The sequence below is a fragment of the Corynebacterium sp. HMSC072D12 genome (genome assembly GCF_001813925.1).
GTDB classification, from domain to species: domain Bacteria; phylum Actinomycetota; class Actinomycetes; order Mycobacteriales; family Mycobacteriaceae; genus Corynebacterium; species Corynebacterium aurimucosum.
The window spans coordinates 153237-172756 of sequence record NZ_KV814384.1 but is presented as its reverse complement, the minus strand read 5'-3'; the positions used below and the strand labels follow the sequence as shown (position 1 = coordinate 172756).

The 19520-nt window shown below is 61.4% G+C and carries 17 protein-coding genes; 3 read left to right on the top strand and 14 right to left on the bottom strand.

Going from position 1 to position 19520, the window contains the following annotated elements:
* Positions 1 to 49: 49 nt before the first annotated feature.
* Entirely contained in the window at positions 50 to 904 is an 855-nt protein-coding gene (locus HMPREF2943_RS01745; RefSeq protein ID WP_070710626.1) for a cobalamin biosynthesis protein, read from the top strand.
* Here HMPREF2943_RS01745 and HMPREF2943_RS01740 read toward each other — a convergent pair.
* Positions 901 to 1674, bottom strand: coding sequence for an SDR family oxidoreductase (locus HMPREF2943_RS01740; protein ID WP_070710625.1), 774 nt, complete (start codon positions 1672 to 1674; stop codon positions 901 to 903). The genes HMPREF2943_RS01745 and HMPREF2943_RS01740 overlap by 4 nt on opposite strands.
* On the bottom strand, positions 1674 to 2789 hold the full coding sequence (locus tag HMPREF2943_RS01735; protein WP_070710624.1) for a M24 family metallopeptidase: 1116 nt from the start codon (positions 2787 to 2789) through the stop codon (positions 1674 to 1676). Before HMPREF2943_RS01735 ends, HMPREF2943_RS01740 begins: the two co-directional genes overlap by 1 nt.
* A gap of 45 nt (positions 2790 to 2834) precedes the next feature.
* Between HMPREF2943_RS01735 and HMPREF2943_RS01730 the strand changes: the two genes are divergently transcribed.
* The gene (locus HMPREF2943_RS01730; protein WP_236659272.1) at positions 2835 to 3464 is read left to right on the top strand and encodes a trypsin-like peptidase domain-containing protein; all 630 of its coding nucleotides are present in this window, start codon (positions 2835 to 2837) and stop codon (positions 3462 to 3464) included.
* A 9-nt stretch (positions 3465 to 3473) separates the two neighbouring features.
* Here the strand turns inward: HMPREF2943_RS01730 and HMPREF2943_RS01725 are convergent, their stop codons facing one another.
* The 11 genes from HMPREF2943_RS01725 to HMPREF2943_RS01675 form a co-directional block, all read right to left on the bottom strand.
* A complete protein-coding gene (locus tag HMPREF2943_RS01725) occupies positions 3474 to 6287 on the bottom strand; it encodes a DEAD/DEAH box helicase (RefSeq protein ID WP_070710622.1) in 2814 nt (937 codons plus the stop codon).
* Between the two features lie 96 nt (positions 6288 to 6383).
* Positions 6384 to 7373, bottom strand: coding sequence for a twin-arginine translocase subunit TatC (gene tatC / locus HMPREF2943_RS01720; RefSeq protein WP_070710621.1), 990 nt, complete (start codon positions 7371 to 7373; stop codon positions 6384 to 6386).
* 191 nt (positions 7374 to 7564) lie between these two features.
* A complete protein-coding gene (gene tatA, locus HMPREF2943_RS01715) occupies positions 7565 to 7828 on the bottom strand; it encodes a Sec-independent protein translocase subunit TatA (protein ID WP_070446624.1) in 264 nt (87 codons plus the stop codon).
* A gap of 83 nt (positions 7829 to 7911) precedes the next feature.
* Positions 7912 to 8877, bottom strand: a complete 966-nt coding sequence (locus HMPREF2943_RS01710) for a helix-turn-helix transcriptional regulator (protein ID WP_070710620.1) — start codon at positions 8875 to 8877, stop codon at positions 7912 to 7914.
* Positions 8870 to 9913: a helix-turn-helix transcriptional regulator gene (locus tag HMPREF2943_RS01705; RefSeq protein ID WP_070446622.1), complete on the bottom strand. Its 1044-nt coding sequence runs from the start codon at positions 9911 to 9913 to the stop codon at positions 8870 to 8872. The genes HMPREF2943_RS01710 and HMPREF2943_RS01705 overlap by 8 nt, the downstream gene beginning before the upstream one ends.
* 31 nt (positions 9914 to 9944) lie before the next feature.
* A complete protein-coding gene (pafA, locus tag HMPREF2943_RS01700; protein WP_070446621.1) occupies positions 9945 to 11327 on the bottom strand; it encodes a Pup--protein ligase in 1383 nt (460 codons plus the stop codon).
* 47 nt (positions 11328 to 11374) lie between these two features.
* The gene (locus HMPREF2943_RS01695; RefSeq protein ID WP_070446620.1) at positions 11375 to 11566 is read right to left on the bottom strand and encodes a ubiquitin-like protein Pup; all 192 of its coding nucleotides are present in this window, start codon (positions 11564 to 11566) and stop codon (positions 11375 to 11377) included.
* Positions 11567 to 11601: 35 nt separating this feature from the next.
* Positions 11602 to 13146, bottom strand: coding sequence for a depupylase/deamidase Dop (gene dop / locus HMPREF2943_RS01690; RefSeq protein WP_070446619.1), 1545 nt, complete (start codon positions 13144 to 13146; stop codon positions 11602 to 11604).
* The gene (gene arc / locus HMPREF2943_RS01685; protein ID WP_070710619.1) at positions 13143 to 14717 is read right to left on the bottom strand and encodes a proteasome ATPase; all 1575 of its coding nucleotides are present in this window, start codon (positions 14715 to 14717) and stop codon (positions 13143 to 13145) included. The genes dop and arc overlap by 4 nt, the downstream gene beginning before the upstream one ends.
* A gap of 44 nt (positions 14718 to 14761) precedes the next feature.
* Positions 14762 to 15598 carry a tRNA (adenine-N1)-methyltransferase gene (locus HMPREF2943_RS01680; protein ID WP_070446617.1) on the bottom strand — a complete coding sequence of 279 codons (837 nt, stop codon included), beginning with the start codon at positions 15596 to 15598 and terminating at the stop codon, positions 14762 to 14764.
* A gap of 38 nt (positions 15599 to 15636) precedes the next feature.
* Positions 15637 to 16899: a M18 family aminopeptidase gene (locus HMPREF2943_RS01675; protein WP_070710618.1), complete on the bottom strand. Its 1263-nt coding sequence runs from the start codon at positions 16897 to 16899 to the stop codon at positions 15637 to 15639.
* Positions 16900 to 16975: 76 nt separating this feature from the next.
* Here HMPREF2943_RS01675 and HMPREF2943_RS01670 point away from each other — a divergent pair, with 76 nt between their 5' ends.
* On the top strand, positions 16976 to 17779 hold the full coding sequence (locus HMPREF2943_RS01670; protein WP_070446615.1) for a RecB family exonuclease: 804 nt from the start codon (positions 16976 to 16978) through the stop codon (positions 17777 to 17779).
* A gap of 31 nt (positions 17780 to 17810) precedes the next feature.
* Here HMPREF2943_RS01670 and HMPREF2943_RS01665 read toward each other — a convergent pair whose 3' ends face one another.
* Positions 17811 to 19478, bottom strand: coding sequence for a formate--tetrahydrofolate ligase (locus tag HMPREF2943_RS01665; RefSeq protein WP_070446614.1), 1668 nt, complete (start codon positions 19476 to 19478; stop codon positions 17811 to 17813).
* Positions 19479 to 19520 lie beyond the last annotated feature (42 nt).

Genomic DNA, 19520 nt, shown 5'->3' with positions numbered 1-19520 from the left:
ACCTGCCGGTTCGCTGGAGACCCTCCCGGAGCGATTAGACTGACCTACCATGTCCCTCCCCGAGTCGAAGCATCCCGAATCCGATACCTTGCGCTTCCATCCCGCCGGCGGTGTTGTCACCCCCGAGCAGTGGCTTGCCCTAGGCCAGGCCGCCAGGGAATGTGGCGATGGCCATGTGTACCTTGAGGAGCACAGCGTCATCAGCCTGCGCGGCATCCGCGATGAGCAGGTGCTTGGCGACGTCCCCCTGCCCACCACCGACGCCCACGTGCTGGCCTCTCCCCTCTCCCTTCATGCACGCCGTGTGGCGCAGCGCGTTGCTGATGTCCTGGCCGAAGCTGAAGGAGCCTCCGCCGCTCTCGACCAGGATGCAGTCTTTGGTATCGATGGTGGCGCGGGCGATCTCATCTCACACGGTGTGGCGGCTGGGCTCCAACTATCCGGTGCTAGCACTGGAGAAGACGAGGACGCCAGCTCCGCGCGCCTCATCCGAGAGGGGGCGGTTACCGGTCCGGTCCTAGAACTAGACGATGCGATTTCTCAGCTCGTCGACTACGTGCTCGAGCTATCTGCTCAGCGCCCTGAAGCCATCGATGGCTTCCCCTCACCGACGCGTGCTGCCTTTGCCGCGCCGACCTTGCCCATCGGCTGGCTGACCGAACACACTGAGCCCGGCCGCGTCGATCTGGGTGCGGGCCTGCAGGATGGCGTGCTGCCTGGGGAGTACGCAGGACTCATCGCCCAGCTGGACGCGTCGATTTCAGTAACGCCGTGGCGGGGTTTGGTCATCCACGATTTGCCCGAAGGCGATGCTGACGTCGTCTTGCGAGTCCTTGCCCCGCGCGGCTTCATCTTTGACGCTAACTCTCCCGCCCTCAACTCTCCCGCCCTCGGGCATCACTAGCGCGGCATGTGCCGCCAGATTGGCCGTGGGACCAGCTTCATGATCCAAGCCAACACCTGAAGCCTCCGAGGGATCCATAGCGTGCGGGAGACCGGCCGTGAATCCGACGGGGACCCGGTACCCGACGAGGACTCGATGGCCTTCACCACAGCTTGTGCCACGACGTCTGGGGTCACCGACAAGGGCGCGGGTTTCATCCCCTCAGTCATGGATCCGATGACGAACCCGGGGCGCGCGGTGATCAGGGCTAGGTCGCTGCCCTGCAGCCGATCCGCCAAACCCTGGCAGAAAGCATCCAGGCCTGCCTTGGTCGAGCCATAGACATAGTTGGCTCTGCGCGCACGCCAGCCGGCAATGGACGAAAAGGCCACGATGTGGCCCGTGGTCATGACATCAGCGAGCACGGTGAGCATGGATACCTGTGCTGCATAGTCCACCAGTGCTATGTCGAAGGCGTGGGCCTCGTCGTGCTCGGCGCGTTCCTGATCACCCAGGATTCCGAAGGCGACGACTGCTGTTGTAATGTCCTCACCCGCGAGTGCTGAGGCTTGTTCGATGACCGCGCGGTGGGAGGAGACATCCGCAGCGTCGAAAGATAGCGTGTGCACGGAAACCGCCCCTCTGCGGAGAAGCTCTGTGGTGAGTTCCTCCATACCGTGCTCACCCCGTGCGGCAAGTACCACTGGGCGGCCTGCGCACAGCCGACGCGCAAGCTCGCCGCCGATATCGCTGCGCCCGCCAAGAATCAACAGCGCACCAGTGCGTCTCATTAGCGTAACCCCCGCGGTGCCTGGTTCAGGGACTCACACCCGGATTCAGTGGTCACCACGATGTCTTCCAGACGCATGCCCCACTTACCCGGCACGTAGATACCCGGCTCAATAGAAAAGGCCATGGACTGGGAAAGCTCCAGCTCATTTCCCTCCATGATGAAGGGCTCCTCGTGCGTGGACAAGCCAATGCCGTGCCCAGTGCGGTGCGTGAAATACTCGCCCCACCCAGCATCATCGATCACCTTGCGCGTGGCGCGGTCAATATCCTGGGCGCTCGCCCCCGGGCGTGCGGCAGCTCGTCCGGCAGCCTGGGCCTTTTCCAACACCGCGTAGGCCTCCTGGAAATCGGCGGGTGCCGCAGAGGGGGCTGCCCCCACCACATAGGTGCGGGTGCAGTCAGAGTGATAACCGGACGGCAGCGTCCCTCCGATATCCACCACCACGGGATCGCCCGCGCCAAGTTCTCTGTCCCCATAGTCGTAGTGCGGGTTCGCCCCGTTTGGGCCGGAACCAACAATGATGAAGTCCACCTCTCGGTGCTCGCGCAAAATGAGTTCCCGCAAATCAGACGCTACCTCGGCCTCAGTGCGTCCCGGTTCTAAAAGACGCGGGACCTCGGCGTGCACGGCATCGATAGCCGCCGCGGCAGCGCGTAGCTCCGCCACCTCGTCTGGGTCTTTGCGACTAAAGAGCTCAGCCAGTGCCTCAGTAGCTAGAAGGTATTCCACGTGCGCTACATCCGGCGAGGACGGATCTAGCTGGCTTCGAATTGCGGACTGGAAACGCAATACGTGATCGGCGGTCAGCGAGGAGCCCAAGGCAACGGTATTGGGGCGCACGCCTTCCAAAGCCAGCGCATAGGGATCCTTCCCATCGCTCCATCCCACTAGGTGGGCTGCAACGCCCTGAAGCGACTCAATGTCGGTGTTGGGGGCGACGATTACCGGTTCGGCATCGGGGCGGATAACCAAGCAGGTCAGGCGCTCGTGGGAGGAAACCCACGAACCGGTGAGGTACGCGAATTCGGCACCTGTCCCCACTAACAGGATGTCGATGCCCTTAGCAGCGGCGATAGTGCGGGAGCGGCTCAGTCGGGACGCATAATCAGTCATGACAGTTAGCCTACCGCCCGCCTTCGTCCGGTTAAGCTGGGAGGCGTGAATTCCCATCGCGCTGCCGTCAAGATCCGTAATCGCTCAAGCTATTGCTCGGGAGTGCTCATCGATGCGTCCTTAGGCCCCCGCACCCAGCAGGCAACCCGGTTGGTTCTGACCTGCGCGCACTTTTTCCGCAGCGGCCTTGACAGAGGGGAACACTACAAGGTGAGTGGCGGGTTCAAGCGGCGCGTGGCCGCCGTGCGCACGATTGACGGGACCGACATGGCGCTGTGCTTGCTAGACCGGCCGGCCCCTCCCCGGGACCTTCCTGGGCTTGCAAAAAGCACCCCACCATTCCGCGCCCCAGTCACCACCTGGGGATACGGCGGAAAAGCTCGCCGTGCCCAGCAACGCAGTGGGCTTTTTCTCCTTCCCTTCTTCCGCACCTGGTCCATTGACTTCCGCACCACTGTCTCCCCCGCCGGATTTGTTTTCAACACGATTCCGGCAGTCAAAGGTGACTCGGGCGGTCCAGCTGTAGTCGATGACGCCGTCATCGGTACGCAAGCCCTCATACTTAACCCGCTGGGGCGCAACCTCAAGCTCGCCACTGTGGCACTCGTTGCGCCCCACCGCCAAGCACTCGCGGCGGCAGCCACGGCACTGCTTCGCGGTGGCTCCGAAAACTAGGCGCTAGGCCTAGGCGCCGATGGCGACGACGCCGCGCTGGATCGCGTCAATGGCGCGCCGGGCATTTCGGCGAATCTCGTCCTCGTAGCCGGTCTTGGCCACCTGCTGGAGCAGGTCGATGACCTGTCGACACCAGCGGACAAAGTCACCGGGGGTGAGTTCCGCGCCGGATTCGTTTGCCGCGGCCATGCAATAAGCCAAGGGGGCGCCCGCGGTCCACTGGTGGATGGCGAGCGCAAAGGCAGGTTCCGGTTCACGGGTCTGCGGCAGGTTATGGCGCTTCTCATCAGCAACAAGCTCTCCGTAGATGCGCCAGGTTGCGTTCATGGCGTCCGCCATCTCGTCGGTTGCTGCGCCAGGTTCGCCGCGGGTGGCCTTGCGGTTTTCGAAGACACAGAGCGAAGCCACACCAGCGAGCTCCGCCGGGTCAAGCTCGTTCCAGATACCGCGCTTGAGGCATTGTGCAACTAGGAGGTCGGATTCGGAATGGATCTTGGCCAAGCGCTCGCCTTCGTCCGTGATGACCGGTTCGCGGTTCTCGCCATAGCCTTCGAACTCCACGTAGTCCATCTCTGCCAACAGGTCCACGATGCGCTCAAACGTGCGGCCAAGCGTATCTGTGGCGCGCTCTACCTTGGCCTCTAGTCGCGCCAGTTCTCTCTCGCGGCGCGCCAGCTTTTGTGCCACACCGGCCAATTGCTCGCGGTCGGTCGCCGGCCAATGGTGCACCGGATGTTCGCGGAGGGCATCGCGCAACTGCGCGATCTTCTTGTTGGGGCGATTGCGCGGCTCGGTGCGCATCTTCTTCGGCCGCTTGTAGTAGTCACGCTTAAAGGCATCCTGCACATACCGGGTATGACGGCGCGGATTCTTTTGTGCTGCGCGCGGTAGCTTCATGTGGCCGACGACGATTGGCGGATTATCAATACCGGCCGAATCGATGCGACCAGACCACCCCGTCTCTGTGGTAACCCAGGGGCGCGGATCAGCAGTCTGGTTTGCCGGGGTAATGACGACGGCCAGCGTTGGGCGCTTCTTCGTGGCGATAGCGATGACTTCTCCCACTTGGAGTCGGGCAAGGACCGCCGCGACCTCCTTGTTGCGCTCCTCCTTCTTGGAAGCCCGTGTTGACTTTTCCTCCTCAGTTAGTGCGCGGCGCAGCCGCATATAATCCATGAGAATCTCAGCTGGGTCTTCGCCATCGGTGGCTGGCGGGGCCAGGTTTTCCACGGCCTGATCCAACTGTGCGCGCAGCTCCCGAACGCGGTGCTCGGCGCGCTCAATCTCACGGGTTTCCTCCACAACGGAACCATCCGCCTGGAACTGCGCAAAAGACTTTTCTAACAGGCGCAGCGAGTCCTCAAAGCCGAGCATGCCTAGCAGGTTGATGGCCATGTTGTAGCCGGGCTCGAAGGTAGAAATAAGCGGATAGGTACGAGTTGATGCAAGCCCCGCCACCGCCGTGGGATCCATGGCGGGTGCCCACTGCACGACGGCATTGCCCAAAGTATCGATGCCTCGCCTACCGGCGCGGCCGGTGAGCTGAGTGTATTGGCCCGGTGTCAGGTCCACGTGTGCCTCGCCGTTGAACTTCACCAGCTTCTCCAGCACCACGGTGCGCGCCGGCATGTTGATGCCCAGGGCAAGCGTTTCGGTGGCGAAGACTGCCCGGACGAGGCCCTTGACGAAGAGTTCCTCCACGATGTGCCGAAAGGCCGGAAGCATGCCTGCGTGGTGAGCAGCAAAGCCGCGCGAGAGTGCCTCGCGCCAACGCTTGAAATCAAGGACCTTGAGGTCCTCTTCCGGGATGCCTTCCACGCCTTTATCGACGATGGCCCTAATCTCGGTGGCCTCCTCCGGGGAGGTCAACACCATGCGGGAGCGCAAACACTGATACAGCGCACCATCGCAGCCTGCGCGGGAAAAAATGAAGGTAATCGCCGGCAGCATCTCCATGGCCTGCAGCTCTTTGAGCACCTCTGGACGGCCAAGCGGACGGTAGCGGTCTTGCATGCGGGGTGCGCCGCTGCGCCGATCACTGTGCCGGTCGTGGCGCCCGCCGCCTTTGTGACGGGCGCGAGCACGGAAGCTCGCACGGTTCTGGGCATAGTCTGCGCGGCCATTATCGGTATCGCCCGCCTCCAGGCGTTGGATGCGCCGCGCCAGTTCAGCGTTGACCTGGCCACCTGAGTCAGGTTCAAAGAGCGGATAGATTTTGCGGCCGACCATCATCCACTGATCCAGCGGAACGGGGCGCTTTTCGGTGACGATGACCTTGGTATCACCACGCACGGTGGTCAGCCACCGGCCGAATTCCTCGGAGTTGGATACCGTTGCGGATAGACCAATGATGGAGACGTGCTCCTCAAGGTTGAGGATGACTTCTTCCCATACTGCGCCGCGTGAGGCGTCGGCCAAGAAGTGGATCTCATCCATCACCACGTGGGTCAAGCGGTCCAGTGCGCCTGAACCCGCATAAATCATGTTGCGCAGGACCTCAGTGGTCATCACGAGGATGTCCGCGGAGGAGTTGATGGAGACATCACCGGTCAGCAGGCCGACCGCATCCTCACCGTGTGCGTCAACCAGGTCGTGGTATTTCTGGTTACTCAGCGCCTTGATGGGTGTGGTGTAGAAACAGCGGGTCCCTTGGCGCAGTGCCAAGGACACGGCGAACTCACCCACCACGGTTTTACCGGCGCCGGTGGGCGCGCAGACCAGAACGCCGTGGCCGGCTTCGACGGCTTGGCATCCTTGGATTTGGAAATCATCCAGTGAGTACGGAAGTGCTTGGGTGAACTCGTCCAGATGCGTCAGTGTCATAAGTCCCCAGGGTACCTGTCAGACACCGCCTGCTAATACGCCGGTCCCTGGTGTCAAGCGGGAACGTGAACAAGTTCCCTAAGAAGGCCGACAAGCCTACAGAACGTCGTCGAAAAAACCGCTCTGCGGGGGCTGCGTGTTCGTTGGTTGAGGCTTCGACACCCGAGCTTCACCGGTCGAAGCCGGGGATACAGGCCTCGAAGATACTGGCCGCGAAGAAGCGGAAACGCTTGTGGATGCAGATACAGGAGTTGGTGCGCCTATGGCACCCGGGCCTTCACCCAAGGACGAGGCAGTTTCGTCATCGAGGTCAAGCCAGTCAGGGCGCTCGCGCTTCTGGCGCTTATCGTTGATGCGGCAGAATTGGAAGGCTATCTCGACAAGGATTACGAGGGCTCCGGCCAAGACCAACATTGAGAAGGGCTCTTGGCCTGGTGTGACAACCGCCGCGAAAATCATGATGGCGACAATGATGATGCGACGCTTGTCCTTGACGTGGTCATATTCCAATACACCAATGAGGTTGAGGCAGACCACGAGTAATGGGATCTCAAAGCTCACACCGAAAATCAGGAGCAACGCTAGCAAGAAGTAGAAGTATCGCTCACCCGTCAGTGCCGCAGTCTGGTATTCGGAGCCCATTCCCATGAGGAACTCCAAGCCCACGGAAAGGATGACGTAGGCAAGAACCGCGCCGAGGACGAAAAGCAGAACCGCTGTCGAGACAAACAAGAAGGTAAAGCGGCGTTCGTTCTTATGGAGGCCAGGCACGATGAAGGCCCAGATTTGGTAGAGCCAGACCGGTGAGGACAATACCGCGCCAGCCAACGCACCGACCTTGAGGCGCAATAACAGCATTTCGAACGGGCTGGTGGCAAGCAGGCGGCACTCACCGTCGGAGGTGAAAGAAACACGCTTTTCCTCAGGAAGCGAACAATAAGGACCGCGCAGGATTTCGCCCAGCGGTGACGTGCCAAACGGGGCGTTCTGGTACCAAATAAAACCAATGATGGCTCCAACCGCCAAAGCGAGGAGAGAAATGACGATGCGTCGGCGCAGCTCCTGGAGGTGCTGGACGAGGGTCATCTCCCCCGTCGGATTCTTGGGCTTGCGGCGTAGCTTTGCGCCCCATTTTTGTTTCCGCGCGTTAGAACCAGCATTAGACGGTGTGCTCGCGGCACTCACAGCAAGACCTCCACAGAAAAGCCCACGGCGGCAGGCAAGGCCCTAGTGCTCCGAAAAACTCAGAGCGCGGCCTGCTTGCCGAGAAAAGATTATTAGTTCTGGTTTCCGTCAGCCGGCTTAGAAGCACGCGGCTGCATTTCCGGGCTATTCCAGAAGTCTTCGTCATTCTTCTTGGAAGCAGCAATCTGGGCCTGCTGCTCAGGAGTGTTGTTCTCCTCCTTCATTTCTTTTACTTCAGACTTGAAGATGCGCATGGACCGGCCCATAGAGCGAGCTAGCTCTGGCAGCTTCTTTGCGCCGAACAACAGCACGATAACGAGAACGACAAGGCCGATTTCCAAAGGTCCCACGGTCATTGAGGGTGCCCCTTCTTTCTAGGTCGATAAAGCGTACGGTTCCACACAACGAAGTGCTGCACGGGGCGCACGCAGGAGAGCTCTTAGTCTGGCAGTTGAGTATAACGCTCCAGCGCCCGATTTCTATGCTCCGAAATGGCCTCGACAAGCTTCTGGGGTCCCACGACCCGCAAACGGTCAGCTTGCCCGAGGGCGAAACGACTAAACCATGTCTCGGATCCGACGGGCATCTGCGCAGCTATGAACCCATTTTCAAGTGTTTCGCCTAGAGTGATGTCGTAGTGTTCTGCTAGCCAGGTGAATTCTTGGTTAATCTCCAGCTCCGCAACAAGAGTGTGATCTAGACCAAAGGGTGAGTCTGGGTTGAAATCCAGCTCTCGTACGTGCGGGGTAGCGGAAGCTTCGAGTACCTCGACATCACTCATGCGGTCGAGGCGGAAGGTGCGGTGCTCCCCCACTGAGTCATCCCATGCCACGAGGTAGGGCTCGCCATCCACGATGAAGATGCGGGCCGGATGCACGGTACGCTCGCTGGTCCGGTTGGAGGACATACTCCAGTAGGTAAAGCGCACTTGCTGGCGTTTGTCGACGGCCCCCGCCAACGCCGCTTGCACCTCAGACTCCTCGGGATCGGTCGTGGCTAGGGAGTCATAGATGGCGGCGGTCTTTTCATCCATGATCTCGCGCAGCTTCGCGGCGGCGGAGTGGACCGCTGAGACATCGACAAGCCCCGGCATCGCTTCTAAAGACTCCAGGGTGAGCAATAGTGCACCAGCTTCGGTGGGGGTCAAACGTAGTGCCTGGGTGAGGCCCTGGTCGTTGTAAATCTCGATGCCATCGCGGTAACTAAAGCTCAAATCGATGAGGTCTTCGGTATTGCGGCCCACCCCGGAGCAGAAGAGCCGGTCGATGGCGTCCTTGAGCTCCACCGGGGTCATCCCCAAATCCTCCGCTGCCTCCATCGGGGTCAACCCCGGGTGGTTACGCAGGTAAGGGATGAGGTTGAGGGAACGAACCAGGGACTGCAGTTTGCGGGGCTGATCAGCCATGGCGGGCCTCCTCCCTAAACTCCATGGTCTTAACCGTGGTTGCCGTTGTCGCTGTATCGTTCCCGCCGACATTCAAGAGTGCGATGATGTCGGCACGAACTTCTGGCGGTTCAACCACGACCACGTCCGGGGCATAACCGGCCGCCGTGCGCACCAGCCAATCCCGCCGCACGGCGGTGAGTTCTACGAGGTTGTCCTCGCGCCTGCGTCCGGCGTCGACAAGTTCGACAGCTTGCCCCTCTGGTACGTCAAGGAGAGCGTCCACGGTATCGCCACGGTTTAGTGCCTCCACAACGAGATCTTGCAGTGGTGCGGTGGGCTCGAGGTGTGTGGCTGCATGACGCGAACGCTTGACGTTGTCCACGCGGGTGGCCCGGAAAGTCCGAGGTGCCTGGCGGTCCACGTCCCAGCCGACAAGGTAGACGCGATCTCGGTGGTTGACCAGCCCCCAGGGATCCATGTGGCGGCGAACTGCTTCGGCAGAGGGCGTAGCGTAATAATCAAAGGATATGCGCAGCCCTGCACGCACGGCGGTAATCACCGCGGTGACGAGCTCCGGGCTCAGCCTGGTCATGTCGTTGACAGCGGTGTAGACGGGCGCTCCGCTCAAGTCGCGGGAGGCGCCCGAGGCAGCCAGCTTGGTCCACGCGGACAAGCTGAAATCGCTTAAGCCTCCCGGTGTGCCAATGCCGCCGGCTACGCCCAACACCATGGCCTCCTGTGGCGTGAAATCGACGGGAGGTAGCTGGTAGCTTTCGGGATCGAGCCGGTACAGCGAACCTTCTGCCCCACTGCTATGCACTACCGGAACACCAGCGCGCTGCAGGGTCACAATGTCGCGGGAAAGTTGTTTCTGAAAAGCCTCGTCGCTGCGAGACTGGTAGCCCTCGACGTGGCTGCGAATCCAGGCTGCGCTGCGGTCAGGAACCCCGCCTTGGTGCGCGGCGCCATGCAGCGCAAAGGTGAGGTTGGTGAGCCTTTCGATAGCGCGGTCTCTGACCGGCGTCCGGGCTGCAGTGCGATCTGCTGAAGGCATAGTGGCAGGTTCCTTGATCAGCTCTACGGCTCTACGAGCCTGGGTGCGAACGCATGTAGTCTAACAACCCATCTAGGCGCGGGTCCTCGGACACAAAGGGGTCGGAGAATTCCTCGGTCATTGGCTCCGGCCGGTTGACCTTCATCCGCGTCCAATCCACCGTTACCGCGGCATCGAGCTCGCGGGCAACAGCGAGAAACTCCCCGCGCAGCTTGGCACGGGTGGTTCGCGGGGCGGTGTCGACGGCAGCATCGATTGCAGCATCGTCGATCCAGCGCTTCACCATGCCGCGCTGCTCCAATACGCTGTAGAGGCCACGGCCGGGACGGATGTCGTGGTAGGTCAGGTCAATCTGTGCCAGCTTGGGGTGCGACCAATCCCCGCCCAGGCGCTCGCGGTAGCGGTTTAGCAGGCTGCGCTTGATGACCCAGTCGATCTCGCGGTCAACACCGGAGAAATCCTGAGTCTCAATGGCCTGGAGGGTGCGCTTCCACAAGTCCACGACACGGGCCAGCTCAGCCGTTGGCGTGCCTGTGTCCTCGCGGTGTTCCAGCCAACGCTCAGCGGCGGTACAGAGCTCTTGCTGCACGGCGAGCGCGGTGGTGCTGCCGCCTCCCTCAAGCGGGAGCTGGGTGCGACCGGTCGGGTCGAGCGCGATGGCGCGGATGTGTTGAATAGGTTCGAGAACCGAGAGGTTCGGCACCTCAAAACCGGCCTCCAGCATCTCCAGCATGAGCAGCGTGGAGCCAACTTTGACGGCCATCGTGGGCTCAGCCATATTGGAGTCGCCGACGATAACGTGCATGCGACGGAAACGCTTCGAATCCCCGTGTGGTTCATCGCGGGTATTGATGATGGGCCGCGAGCGAGTCGTCGCGGAGGACACACCTTCCCAGACTTGGTCGGCACGCTGTGAGAGCACGAAACGCGCTGGTTCCTCACCCTTAGCAGGTCTAATCATCCCCGCGCCACAGATGAGCTGCCGGGTGATCATGAATGGCAGGAGAGCTTTGCCGAGGTCCTTGAGCACCACGTGGCGGCCGATGAGGTAGTTCTCGTGGCAGCCGTAGGAATTGCCCGCAGAATCGACGTTGTTCTTGAACAGATAGACGGCGCGCTTCTCCCCCTCGTCCGCTAGGGCTTCCTCCGCCTGCACGGCCATGCGGTTGACCATGGCATCGCCGGCGCGCTCATAGGCAATGAGCTGGCTCAGGCTATCGCACTCGGCGGTAGCGATCTCCGGGTGGGAGCCGACGTCGAGGTAGAGGCGGGAGGCGTTGGGGCTAAAGATATTCGAGGAGGAGTACGTCGACACGATGGGCCGGAAAAGCACGCGGGCGATCTCATCCGGGGACATCACCCGCTGTCCATCGCTTGCGCTCGCGGTGATGCCGTACTCGGTTTCGATGCCCATAATCCGCCGTGCATAAACGGGGGCGCTACCGGAGGGCTGCTCCACCTTTATTCGCCGCCCTTTTGGACGTAGGAGCGCACAAACTCCTCGGCGTTGGATTCCAGGAGGCCGTCAATCTCATCGAGAAGATCATCGGTACCCGCGCTGTTGATGCTGACTTGTCCGGCATCGAATTCCGAGGAATCACCTCCCTGCCCGTTACCGCCACCGGCATTAATCTGGGACTGCTGTCCGCTCATGGTGAGAGCTCCTTTCGCGAGTGGAGAATGCTGCGCTAATACAGTGTAGGGTACTCGATTCGCACCCCGAGCTGGCGCAAACTATCAACGAAGTCGGCGGCACTGCCCGCAGATTCCAGTAGAGCGCCCACCTCGTCTTGCCCGAGTCTTGTGGTGTCGTCGAGCGCCACGCAGGCGGTTCCAGAGTTGGCTCCCTCGGCCTCACCGATGCGGAAGGTCAGTGACTGCCAGGACGCAGCCAGGACATCCTCCCCGAACTTTCGGGTAGCGTGGCCGCGCAGGTAGGCGCGGGTGTCGCTGGGCGGCGTCTCTGCTGCCGCTGCGATCTCTTCCTCACTGACCAGGGTGCGCATCTGTCCCTTGCGCACGAGCGCATGGTAAAGGGATTTTGCGGGGTCGATGTCTGTGTACTGCAAATCGATCAGAGCCAGCTTCGGATCATCGGCCGCGACGCCGCGGTCAAGGTAGCCTTTAATCAAGCGATACTTGGCCACCCAATCCAGCAGGTGGGCGGCCTTGAGCGGATTATCAGCCAAAAGCGCGACAACCTCATCCCAGGCGGCGAGCACCTTTTCATCCGCCTCAGTGGTGGCGGTGACCCTCTCCCGGTAGACGGCGAGGATGTCGAGGGCGGTGAGGTGGCGGCCGTCGCGAAGCGCCAGCTTATGAGTCACAGTGAGGTCGCGGCTCACCCGCTGCACCTCCTCCACCGGCTCTGCTAGGCGCAGGTCACTAAAGTCCACGCCGCTCTCGATGGCATCGAGTACCAGCGAGGTCATGCCCAGCTTGAGCAGCGTCGAGGTATGGGACATCGTGGCATCACCGATGATGACGTGCAGGCGACCGAAGTCCTCGGCGACCGCATGTGGTTCATCACGGGTGTTGATGATGCCGCGGTTGAGGGTGGTTTCCAGGGAGATCTCCTGCTCGATATAGTCCGCGCGTTGTGAGATCTGGAAACCAGGTTCTTCACCATCAGCACCCAATCCCACGCGTCCGGCACCGGTGACCACCTGGCGAGCGACGAAGAAAGGAATCAATCCCTGGGCAATGTCATCGAAGTCAGTATCCCTGGAGTACTGGTAGTTTTCGTGGCTGCCATAGGAAGCCCCCTTACCGTCCACGTTGTTCTTGTAGAACTTCAGCGGTGGGCAGGGATCATGCGTGGCCAACACGGACGTGCCCTGAGCGGTCAGCGATGCTACGGCCTCCCCTGCGCGACGAAGGATCAGGTCGCCGGAGGCGTCGTAAAGCAGGGCATCCCAGGCATTCGTGCACTCCGGCGAGGAGTACTCCGGATGGGCGTGATCGACGTAGAAACGCGCGCCATTAGCGGTCACCACGTTGGCCACACCCAAGGCATTCGGGTCCACCACGGGCACCGTGTGGTAGCGCTTGAGATCGAAGCCGCGGCTATCGCGCAGTGGGTGCTCCTCCCGAAAATCCCAGCGGGAGCGCGCACCGGTATGCAGGGCGGCATAAGCCACAACAGCATGGGTGGAGGTCACAATCGGTGATAACGCCGGGTTGGACGGCGTGGAGATCCCATATTCAGTTTCGGTTCCTAGAACACGGCTCACGGTTGTACTCCCATCAATTCGACCCCGGTGACATGCGCGCCAGCGGAGGTACCGGCGACGATCTTCGCCCACTCCTCCGGGTTGGCAGAAGTCGGTACGTATTCAGATTCTGCCTGCTCGGCCGCGATGGCCTGGTGCAGGTGCGCGGCGGTGATGCCTGCGGGCTGCGCTCCCCCAGCAGAGTTTGTTGCGTCCAACGCTTCCTTAATCGCTAGCTTCTTGGCACGGGAGACGATGTTGGCAATCATGGCGCCAGACACGAAGTCCCGGTAGTGCAGCACGCGCGGATCCGCGTTAGCGAAGTGCAGAGTGACAAAGGGCCGCTCGGCGTAGAGAGCGTCCACCGCGGTATCGATGAGCTGTGAAAGATCACCCTCGTGGGGGACGGATTCCGGGAAGTGACGGGCGAAGATTTCCCGAGCACCCTGCTTTGTCGGGCGGTTGACGCGGATCTTGATGTCGAGGCGCCCCGGGCGCATGATGGCGGGATCGATGAGTTCCTCACGGTTGGTGGCACCGATGACGATGACGTTGCTGAGCTTTTCCACACCGTCCAGCTCCGTCAACAGCTGCGGGACGACGGTGGTTTCCATATCGGAGGACACGCCGGAACCACGGGTGCGGAAGATGGACTCCATCTCATCGAAGAAGATGATGACCGGGCGCTGGCTGCCATCCTCGGTGGGCTCGGAGGCTAGCTCGCGGGCGCGCTCGAAGATGAGGCGGATGCGGCGCTCAGTCTCGCCCACGAACTTGTTGAGCAGTTCTGGGCCCTTCACATTGAGGAAGTAGCTGGGGGCACTAGCTCCCAGCGACGCGGACAGCGAATGCGCCACCGCCTTGGCGATAAGCGTCTTTCCGCAGCCCGGCGGGCCGTAGAGCAGTACGCCCTTGGGCGGCTGGAGATCGTACTGGCGGTAGAGCTCCGGGTGCAGGAAAGGCAGCTCGACGGAGTCACGGATGAGGGAGATCTGCTCATCCAAACCGCCGATGTCCTCGTAGGAGACGTCAGGAACTTCCTCCAGCGTGAGCTGTGCTACCTCAGTCTTGTGCACGCGTTCGGTGGCTACACCAGATTTGGGCTCAACCAAGAGGGTATCGCCGGCGCGCACGGTATCCCGCAACGCTGCAGCGAGGAGAACAACCTGCTCTTCACCAGAGGAATTGATGACCACGGCGCGGTCGGTGCCGAGACGTTCTTGGATCGTCGCCAGCGCGCCCGTATTTACCGGGGCGCAGGCCTCCACGACGACGAAGCCCTCGCCCAAGCGCACCTGCTGCCCTACTTTCAGGGAGCCGGGCTCCAGGTTCGGCGAAATCTTGACCCGCATGGCTCGGCCATTGGTATAAACTTCGGCGTCACGGCGTGAATCATGCGCGCGACCGGAATAGCCCAGAAAGACACCGTATGTGGAGGCAGGCTCCGCAAGGGCGTCAACCTCCGCGAGCATCTGCTGAAGCTTCGTGCGCGCATCCTTCAACAGGGCAGCAAGCTTGGCATTGCGTTCAGCGAGCTGCTCTATCTGGCGACGCTGCTGGCCAAGTTCCTGGGAATGAGTGGCATCGTTCATAGAGTCCACCCTAGCGCGCAGTGCGCCACGTTTAACCTCGGGGCTTATTTTCGCGCGCGGCGCTGCGGGCGGGGTGGAGTGACGCCGTCGGCAAGCCGGCGCGTCCAGATCAGAAACGCGGTGTGCGCGTTCATGCGATGCTCCGGGCGGGTGGCCAAACCTTCCACCTTCCATTCACGCACGAGGGACTCCCAGGCCCGCGGCTCCGTAAAGCACTTGAGCTCGCGGATGCCCTCCATGACCTTCATCAGCTGCGGCACGGTGGCCACGTAGGTCATGAAAACGCCGCCCGGGATGAGGATGTCGCGTACCTTCTCAAGGTGCTCCCAGGGCTCGAGCATGTCTAGGATGACGCGGTCCACGGGGCCGCCCAGCTGCTCGACGGTGACATCGGCCAAGTCCCCAAGGCGGGGACTCCACCATTCGGGCTGTTTACCGAAGTATTCGGTGACGTTATCCACGGCGTATTCCAAGTGGTCATCGCGCACCTCATAGGAGAAAACGTGGCCTTCCGGCCCCACGGCGCGCAACAGCGTCATCGAGAGCGCGCCGGAACCGGCGCCGGCCTCCAGCACGCGTGCGCCCATGAAGATATCGCCTTCGACCAGAATCTGCGCGGAGTCTTTGGGGTAGATCACCGCGGCACCCCGTGGCATCGACAGGACGTGGTCCACCATGAGGTGGCGGAACAGGAGGAAGGAGCTACCCAGAGTCGAATCGATGACGGAGCCTTCATCCATGCCGACGACATCATCGTGGTTGATGATGCCCTTGTGCGAATGGAACTGGCCTCCCTCCTCGAGGACGATGGTGTAGTGACGCCGCTTGGCATCGGTGAGCTGCACGCGGTCGCCGTAGCGGAAGGGGCCGGAATAAGCCATGGCGTGGGAACCTTTCACATAGTTGAAGGTGGCAAGGATTAACCCACCAAGTATGCCTCAAGGGCGTTACCAAGCCATAGTTGGTCGCGCTCGCCCACCAGCTCGCGGGCCGAGTGCATGGACAGCATTGGGACTCCCACGTCGACGGTGGGGATGCCCAAACGGGTGGCGGAAATCGGTCCGATGGTGGAGCCACAGGGCACGTCGTTATTTCCCACGAATCGCTGGACCGGAACGTCCGCACGGCGGCAGGCGGATTCCCACAGGGCCACGGTGTGAGCGTCGGAGGCGTAGCGCTGGTTGCCGTTAATCTTGGTTACAGGTCCCTGGCCGATGATCGGGTGGTGCGTGGGATCATGCTTCTCCGCGTAGTTGGGGTGTACAGAGTGGGCGGCATCGGCAGACACGCAACTGGAGCGCGTGAACATCTGGAAGCGCTGCTCCTCGTTCGCCCCGAGCGCCCGTGCGGTGCGGGTCAAAATATCACCCAGAATCGGGCCACCCGCGCCATAACGCGAGGAGGAGCCCACCTCCTCATGATCAAAGGCCGCCATGACGAGGATGTCCTTGTGCTTCATGGCATCGGCGTTGTGCGCGGCGGCGAGAAGAGCCCTCAGAGAGGCGTGAACGGAAGAGAGGTTATCCATGCGTCCAGCAGCGATGAGCTTTTCGCCGGCGCCAAAGACCTCACCGCGCTGGGCATCGGCGGTAATGAGGTTGAAGGAAGCGATATCTTCCGGGGCGACGCCTAGCTGCTTGCCGACGACCCCCATCACCGACGTTTCCGGAGTGCCCACGGAGAGCACTGGCTGCATGTGGCGCTGGCGATCCGGCTTGAACTCATCCTTGCGGTAGAGGTGAATCGCCAGCGAGGGAAGACGAAGCAGCGGGCCGGTGTTGACCAAGTGGCGGGTGCCATCACGCAGGACGACTTGACCACCGACGTTGAGCTCGCGATCAAACCAGCTGTGGAGAAGGACTCCGCCATAAACTTCCACGGCTACTTGCTGCCATCCGGCGGAATCGAAATCCGGAGTGGGCTTGAGAGCAAGACCGGGCGAATCAGTATGGGAGCCGATAATCCGGAAACCCGACTCCGGGCTAGCACCTTCGGGGACGAACCATGCCATGACCGCACCTCCCCGGACCATGACGTGACCGCCTGGTGCAGCCGACCATTCGGCAGACTCGTCTTGGCGGCTAAAACCCGCATCAACGAGTGCGCGCGCTACCTCCTCAGCCGCGTGATAAGAGGAGGGACTGGCGGCGATGAAATCGAGAAAATCTTGCGTAGTGCTCATGCCTACTAGCTTGCCACGGACCGTCGGGAGATGCGGGCGGGAACGAGGTTGCCTATGCGCTAGGCTGAGGAACATTATGCCGAAAAGACTAGCCCTCTCCCCTTCCCGTGCCTCCGATTACAAGCAATGCCCTCTGCTCTATCGCTTCCGGGCCATTGACAAGCTGCCTGAACCTAAGACAAAAGCCCAGGTCAAGGGAACGCTGGTCCACGCTGTGCTGGAGAAGATGCACCAGCTACCCCGTGAGCAACGTGAGTACCCGGCCGCGGTGAAGATGATCAAGCCGGAATGGGCGGTGATGCTCGACTCCGATCCGGAGCTGCGTGAATTGGTACCCGAGCCCGAGGAGCTGGATTTCTTCGTCGAAGCACGCCAGCTCATCAAGGGCTACTTCCAGATGGAAAACCCCCAAGGTTTCGACGCCCACGAGTGCGAGATGTACGTCGATACCGTCTTGCCAAACGGTGTGCCTGTCCGCGGGTTCATCGACCGCGTAGACGTTGCCCCCACTGGCGAGGTGCGCGTGGTGGACTATAAGACGGGAAAGAAGCCGCTTCCCCGGTATTCCCAGGACGCGCAATTCCAAATGAATTTCTACGCGCTGGTGTACTGGCGGCTTCTCGGCACCATCCCCACGCAGCTGCGGCTGATGTACCTCAAGGTCTTGGATTCAATGTTCCTCACGCCTGGGCCAGAAGAGCTCGAGTACTTCGAGCGTGACCTAGGCGAGCTCTGGGCCAAAATCGAAGGCGATGGCAAGGCCGGAGATTTCAGGCCGAAGACGTCAAAGCTGTGTGGTTGGTGCTCGTTCCAAGACCTCTGCCCGGCTTTTGGCGGTACGCCACCCGAGTATCCCGGGTGGCCCGACCAGGCCTCGTAGACCGTCGCGCTGCGTAAGACCGTGCCGCGGCTTAGAACAAGCCGGAGATCGAACCGTCAGCGGCAACGTCGATGTTGTTCGCTGCGGGCTTCTTTGGCAGGCCCGGCATGGTCATGACGTCACCGGTTAGGGCAACGATGAAACCAGCGCCGGTGCGCGGCTGCAGTTCGCGGACGTGGAGGACGTGGCCTTCCGGAGCGCCGAGCTGGCTCGGATCATCCGAGAAGGAGTACTGGGTCTTGGAAATGACGACTGGGAACTGCTCCCAACCATTGTCCTTGATGTACTTCAAGTCCTTGAGAGCCTTGGAAGAATACTCCACCCGCTCGGCGCGGTAGATTTCCTTGGCGATAGTGTCGATGGAGCTCTCAATTCCTTCAGCGGGGTCGTAGAGCTGGCGGGAGGAGCCTTGGGAGAGGTTGTCCAGAAGGCGCTCAGCCAGCGCAGTCGCCCCTGCACCACCCTTCGCCCACACCTCTGCTTCTTCAAGAGCCACGTCGAAGTCGGCCGCCCACTGACGCATGAACTCGCGCTCGGCCTCGGTATCGCTCCCAAAGAGGTTGAGAGCGACCACTGGCTGAAGCCCGAACTTTCGCAGGTTCTCCACGTGGCGCTCGAGGTTGACCACGCCCTTCTTCAGGGCTTCCAGGTTCTCCGTGGTGAGCTCCTCGCGCGGCTGCCCGCCGTTGTACTTCTGGGAGCGGATCGTTGCCACGACGACCGCGCCAGCGACATCAAGCTCACCAAAGCGGGACTTGATGTCCATGAATTTCTCGCCACCGAGGTCCGCCCCGAAACCTGCTTCCGTGAGGACGATATCGCCGAAGCGCATAGCAGTTTGGGTGGCCAACAGTGTGTTGCAGCCATGAGCGATGTTGGCGAAAGGACCGCCGTGGACGAAAGCCGGCGTACCGCCCAGGGTCTGGACTAGGTTGGGGTTCAGCGCATCGCGCATCAGGGCGGTGAGTGCGCCCTCTGCGCCCAAGTCGCGGGCGGTTACCGGTTGCTGGTCATAGGTGTAGCCCACAGTGATATCACCGAGGCGTTTCTTCAGGTCTGCCAAATCGGTAGCGAGACCGAGGATGGCCATGATTTCCGACGCCGCAGTAATGGTGAATCCGGTCTCCCCCGGCACTCCGTGCGCTGGGCCGCCAAGACCGGTGACGACGTTGCGCAGAGCGCGGTCATTGACGTCAACGCAGCGCTGCCAGGTGATGCGGCGCGGATCGATGTTGAGGGCGTTGCCTTGGTGGATGTGGTTATCGATGATGGCGGCCAAGGTGTTGGTGGCCGCGGCGATAGCGTGGAAGTCACCGGTGAAATGAAGGTTGATATCCTCCATCGGCACAACCTGCGAGTAGCCGCCGCCCGCAGCGCCGCCCTTGATACCCATGACGGGGCCTTGAGAAGGTTCGCGAAGCGCGACGATTGCCTTCTTACCAAGCTGTGTGAGGGCATCGGTCAAACCGATAAGTACGGTGGACTTTCCCTCGCCGGCTGGTGTCGGAGAGACGCCAGTGACGAGTACCAGCTTGCCATCGGCGGGGGCATCCCCAACCTGGGTGATATCCACCTTGGCTTTGTTCTGCCCATAAGGGATGAGGGCGGGCGCTGGGATTCCAGCGCGGGCGGCAATATCTGTGATGGGTTCGAGCTGGTGGGCTTGGGCAATGTCAACATCAGAAGGTTGCGTAGTCATGCCCACCAGCTTAGCGCTCTAAAGAAGCCTCTTGAGCAACAT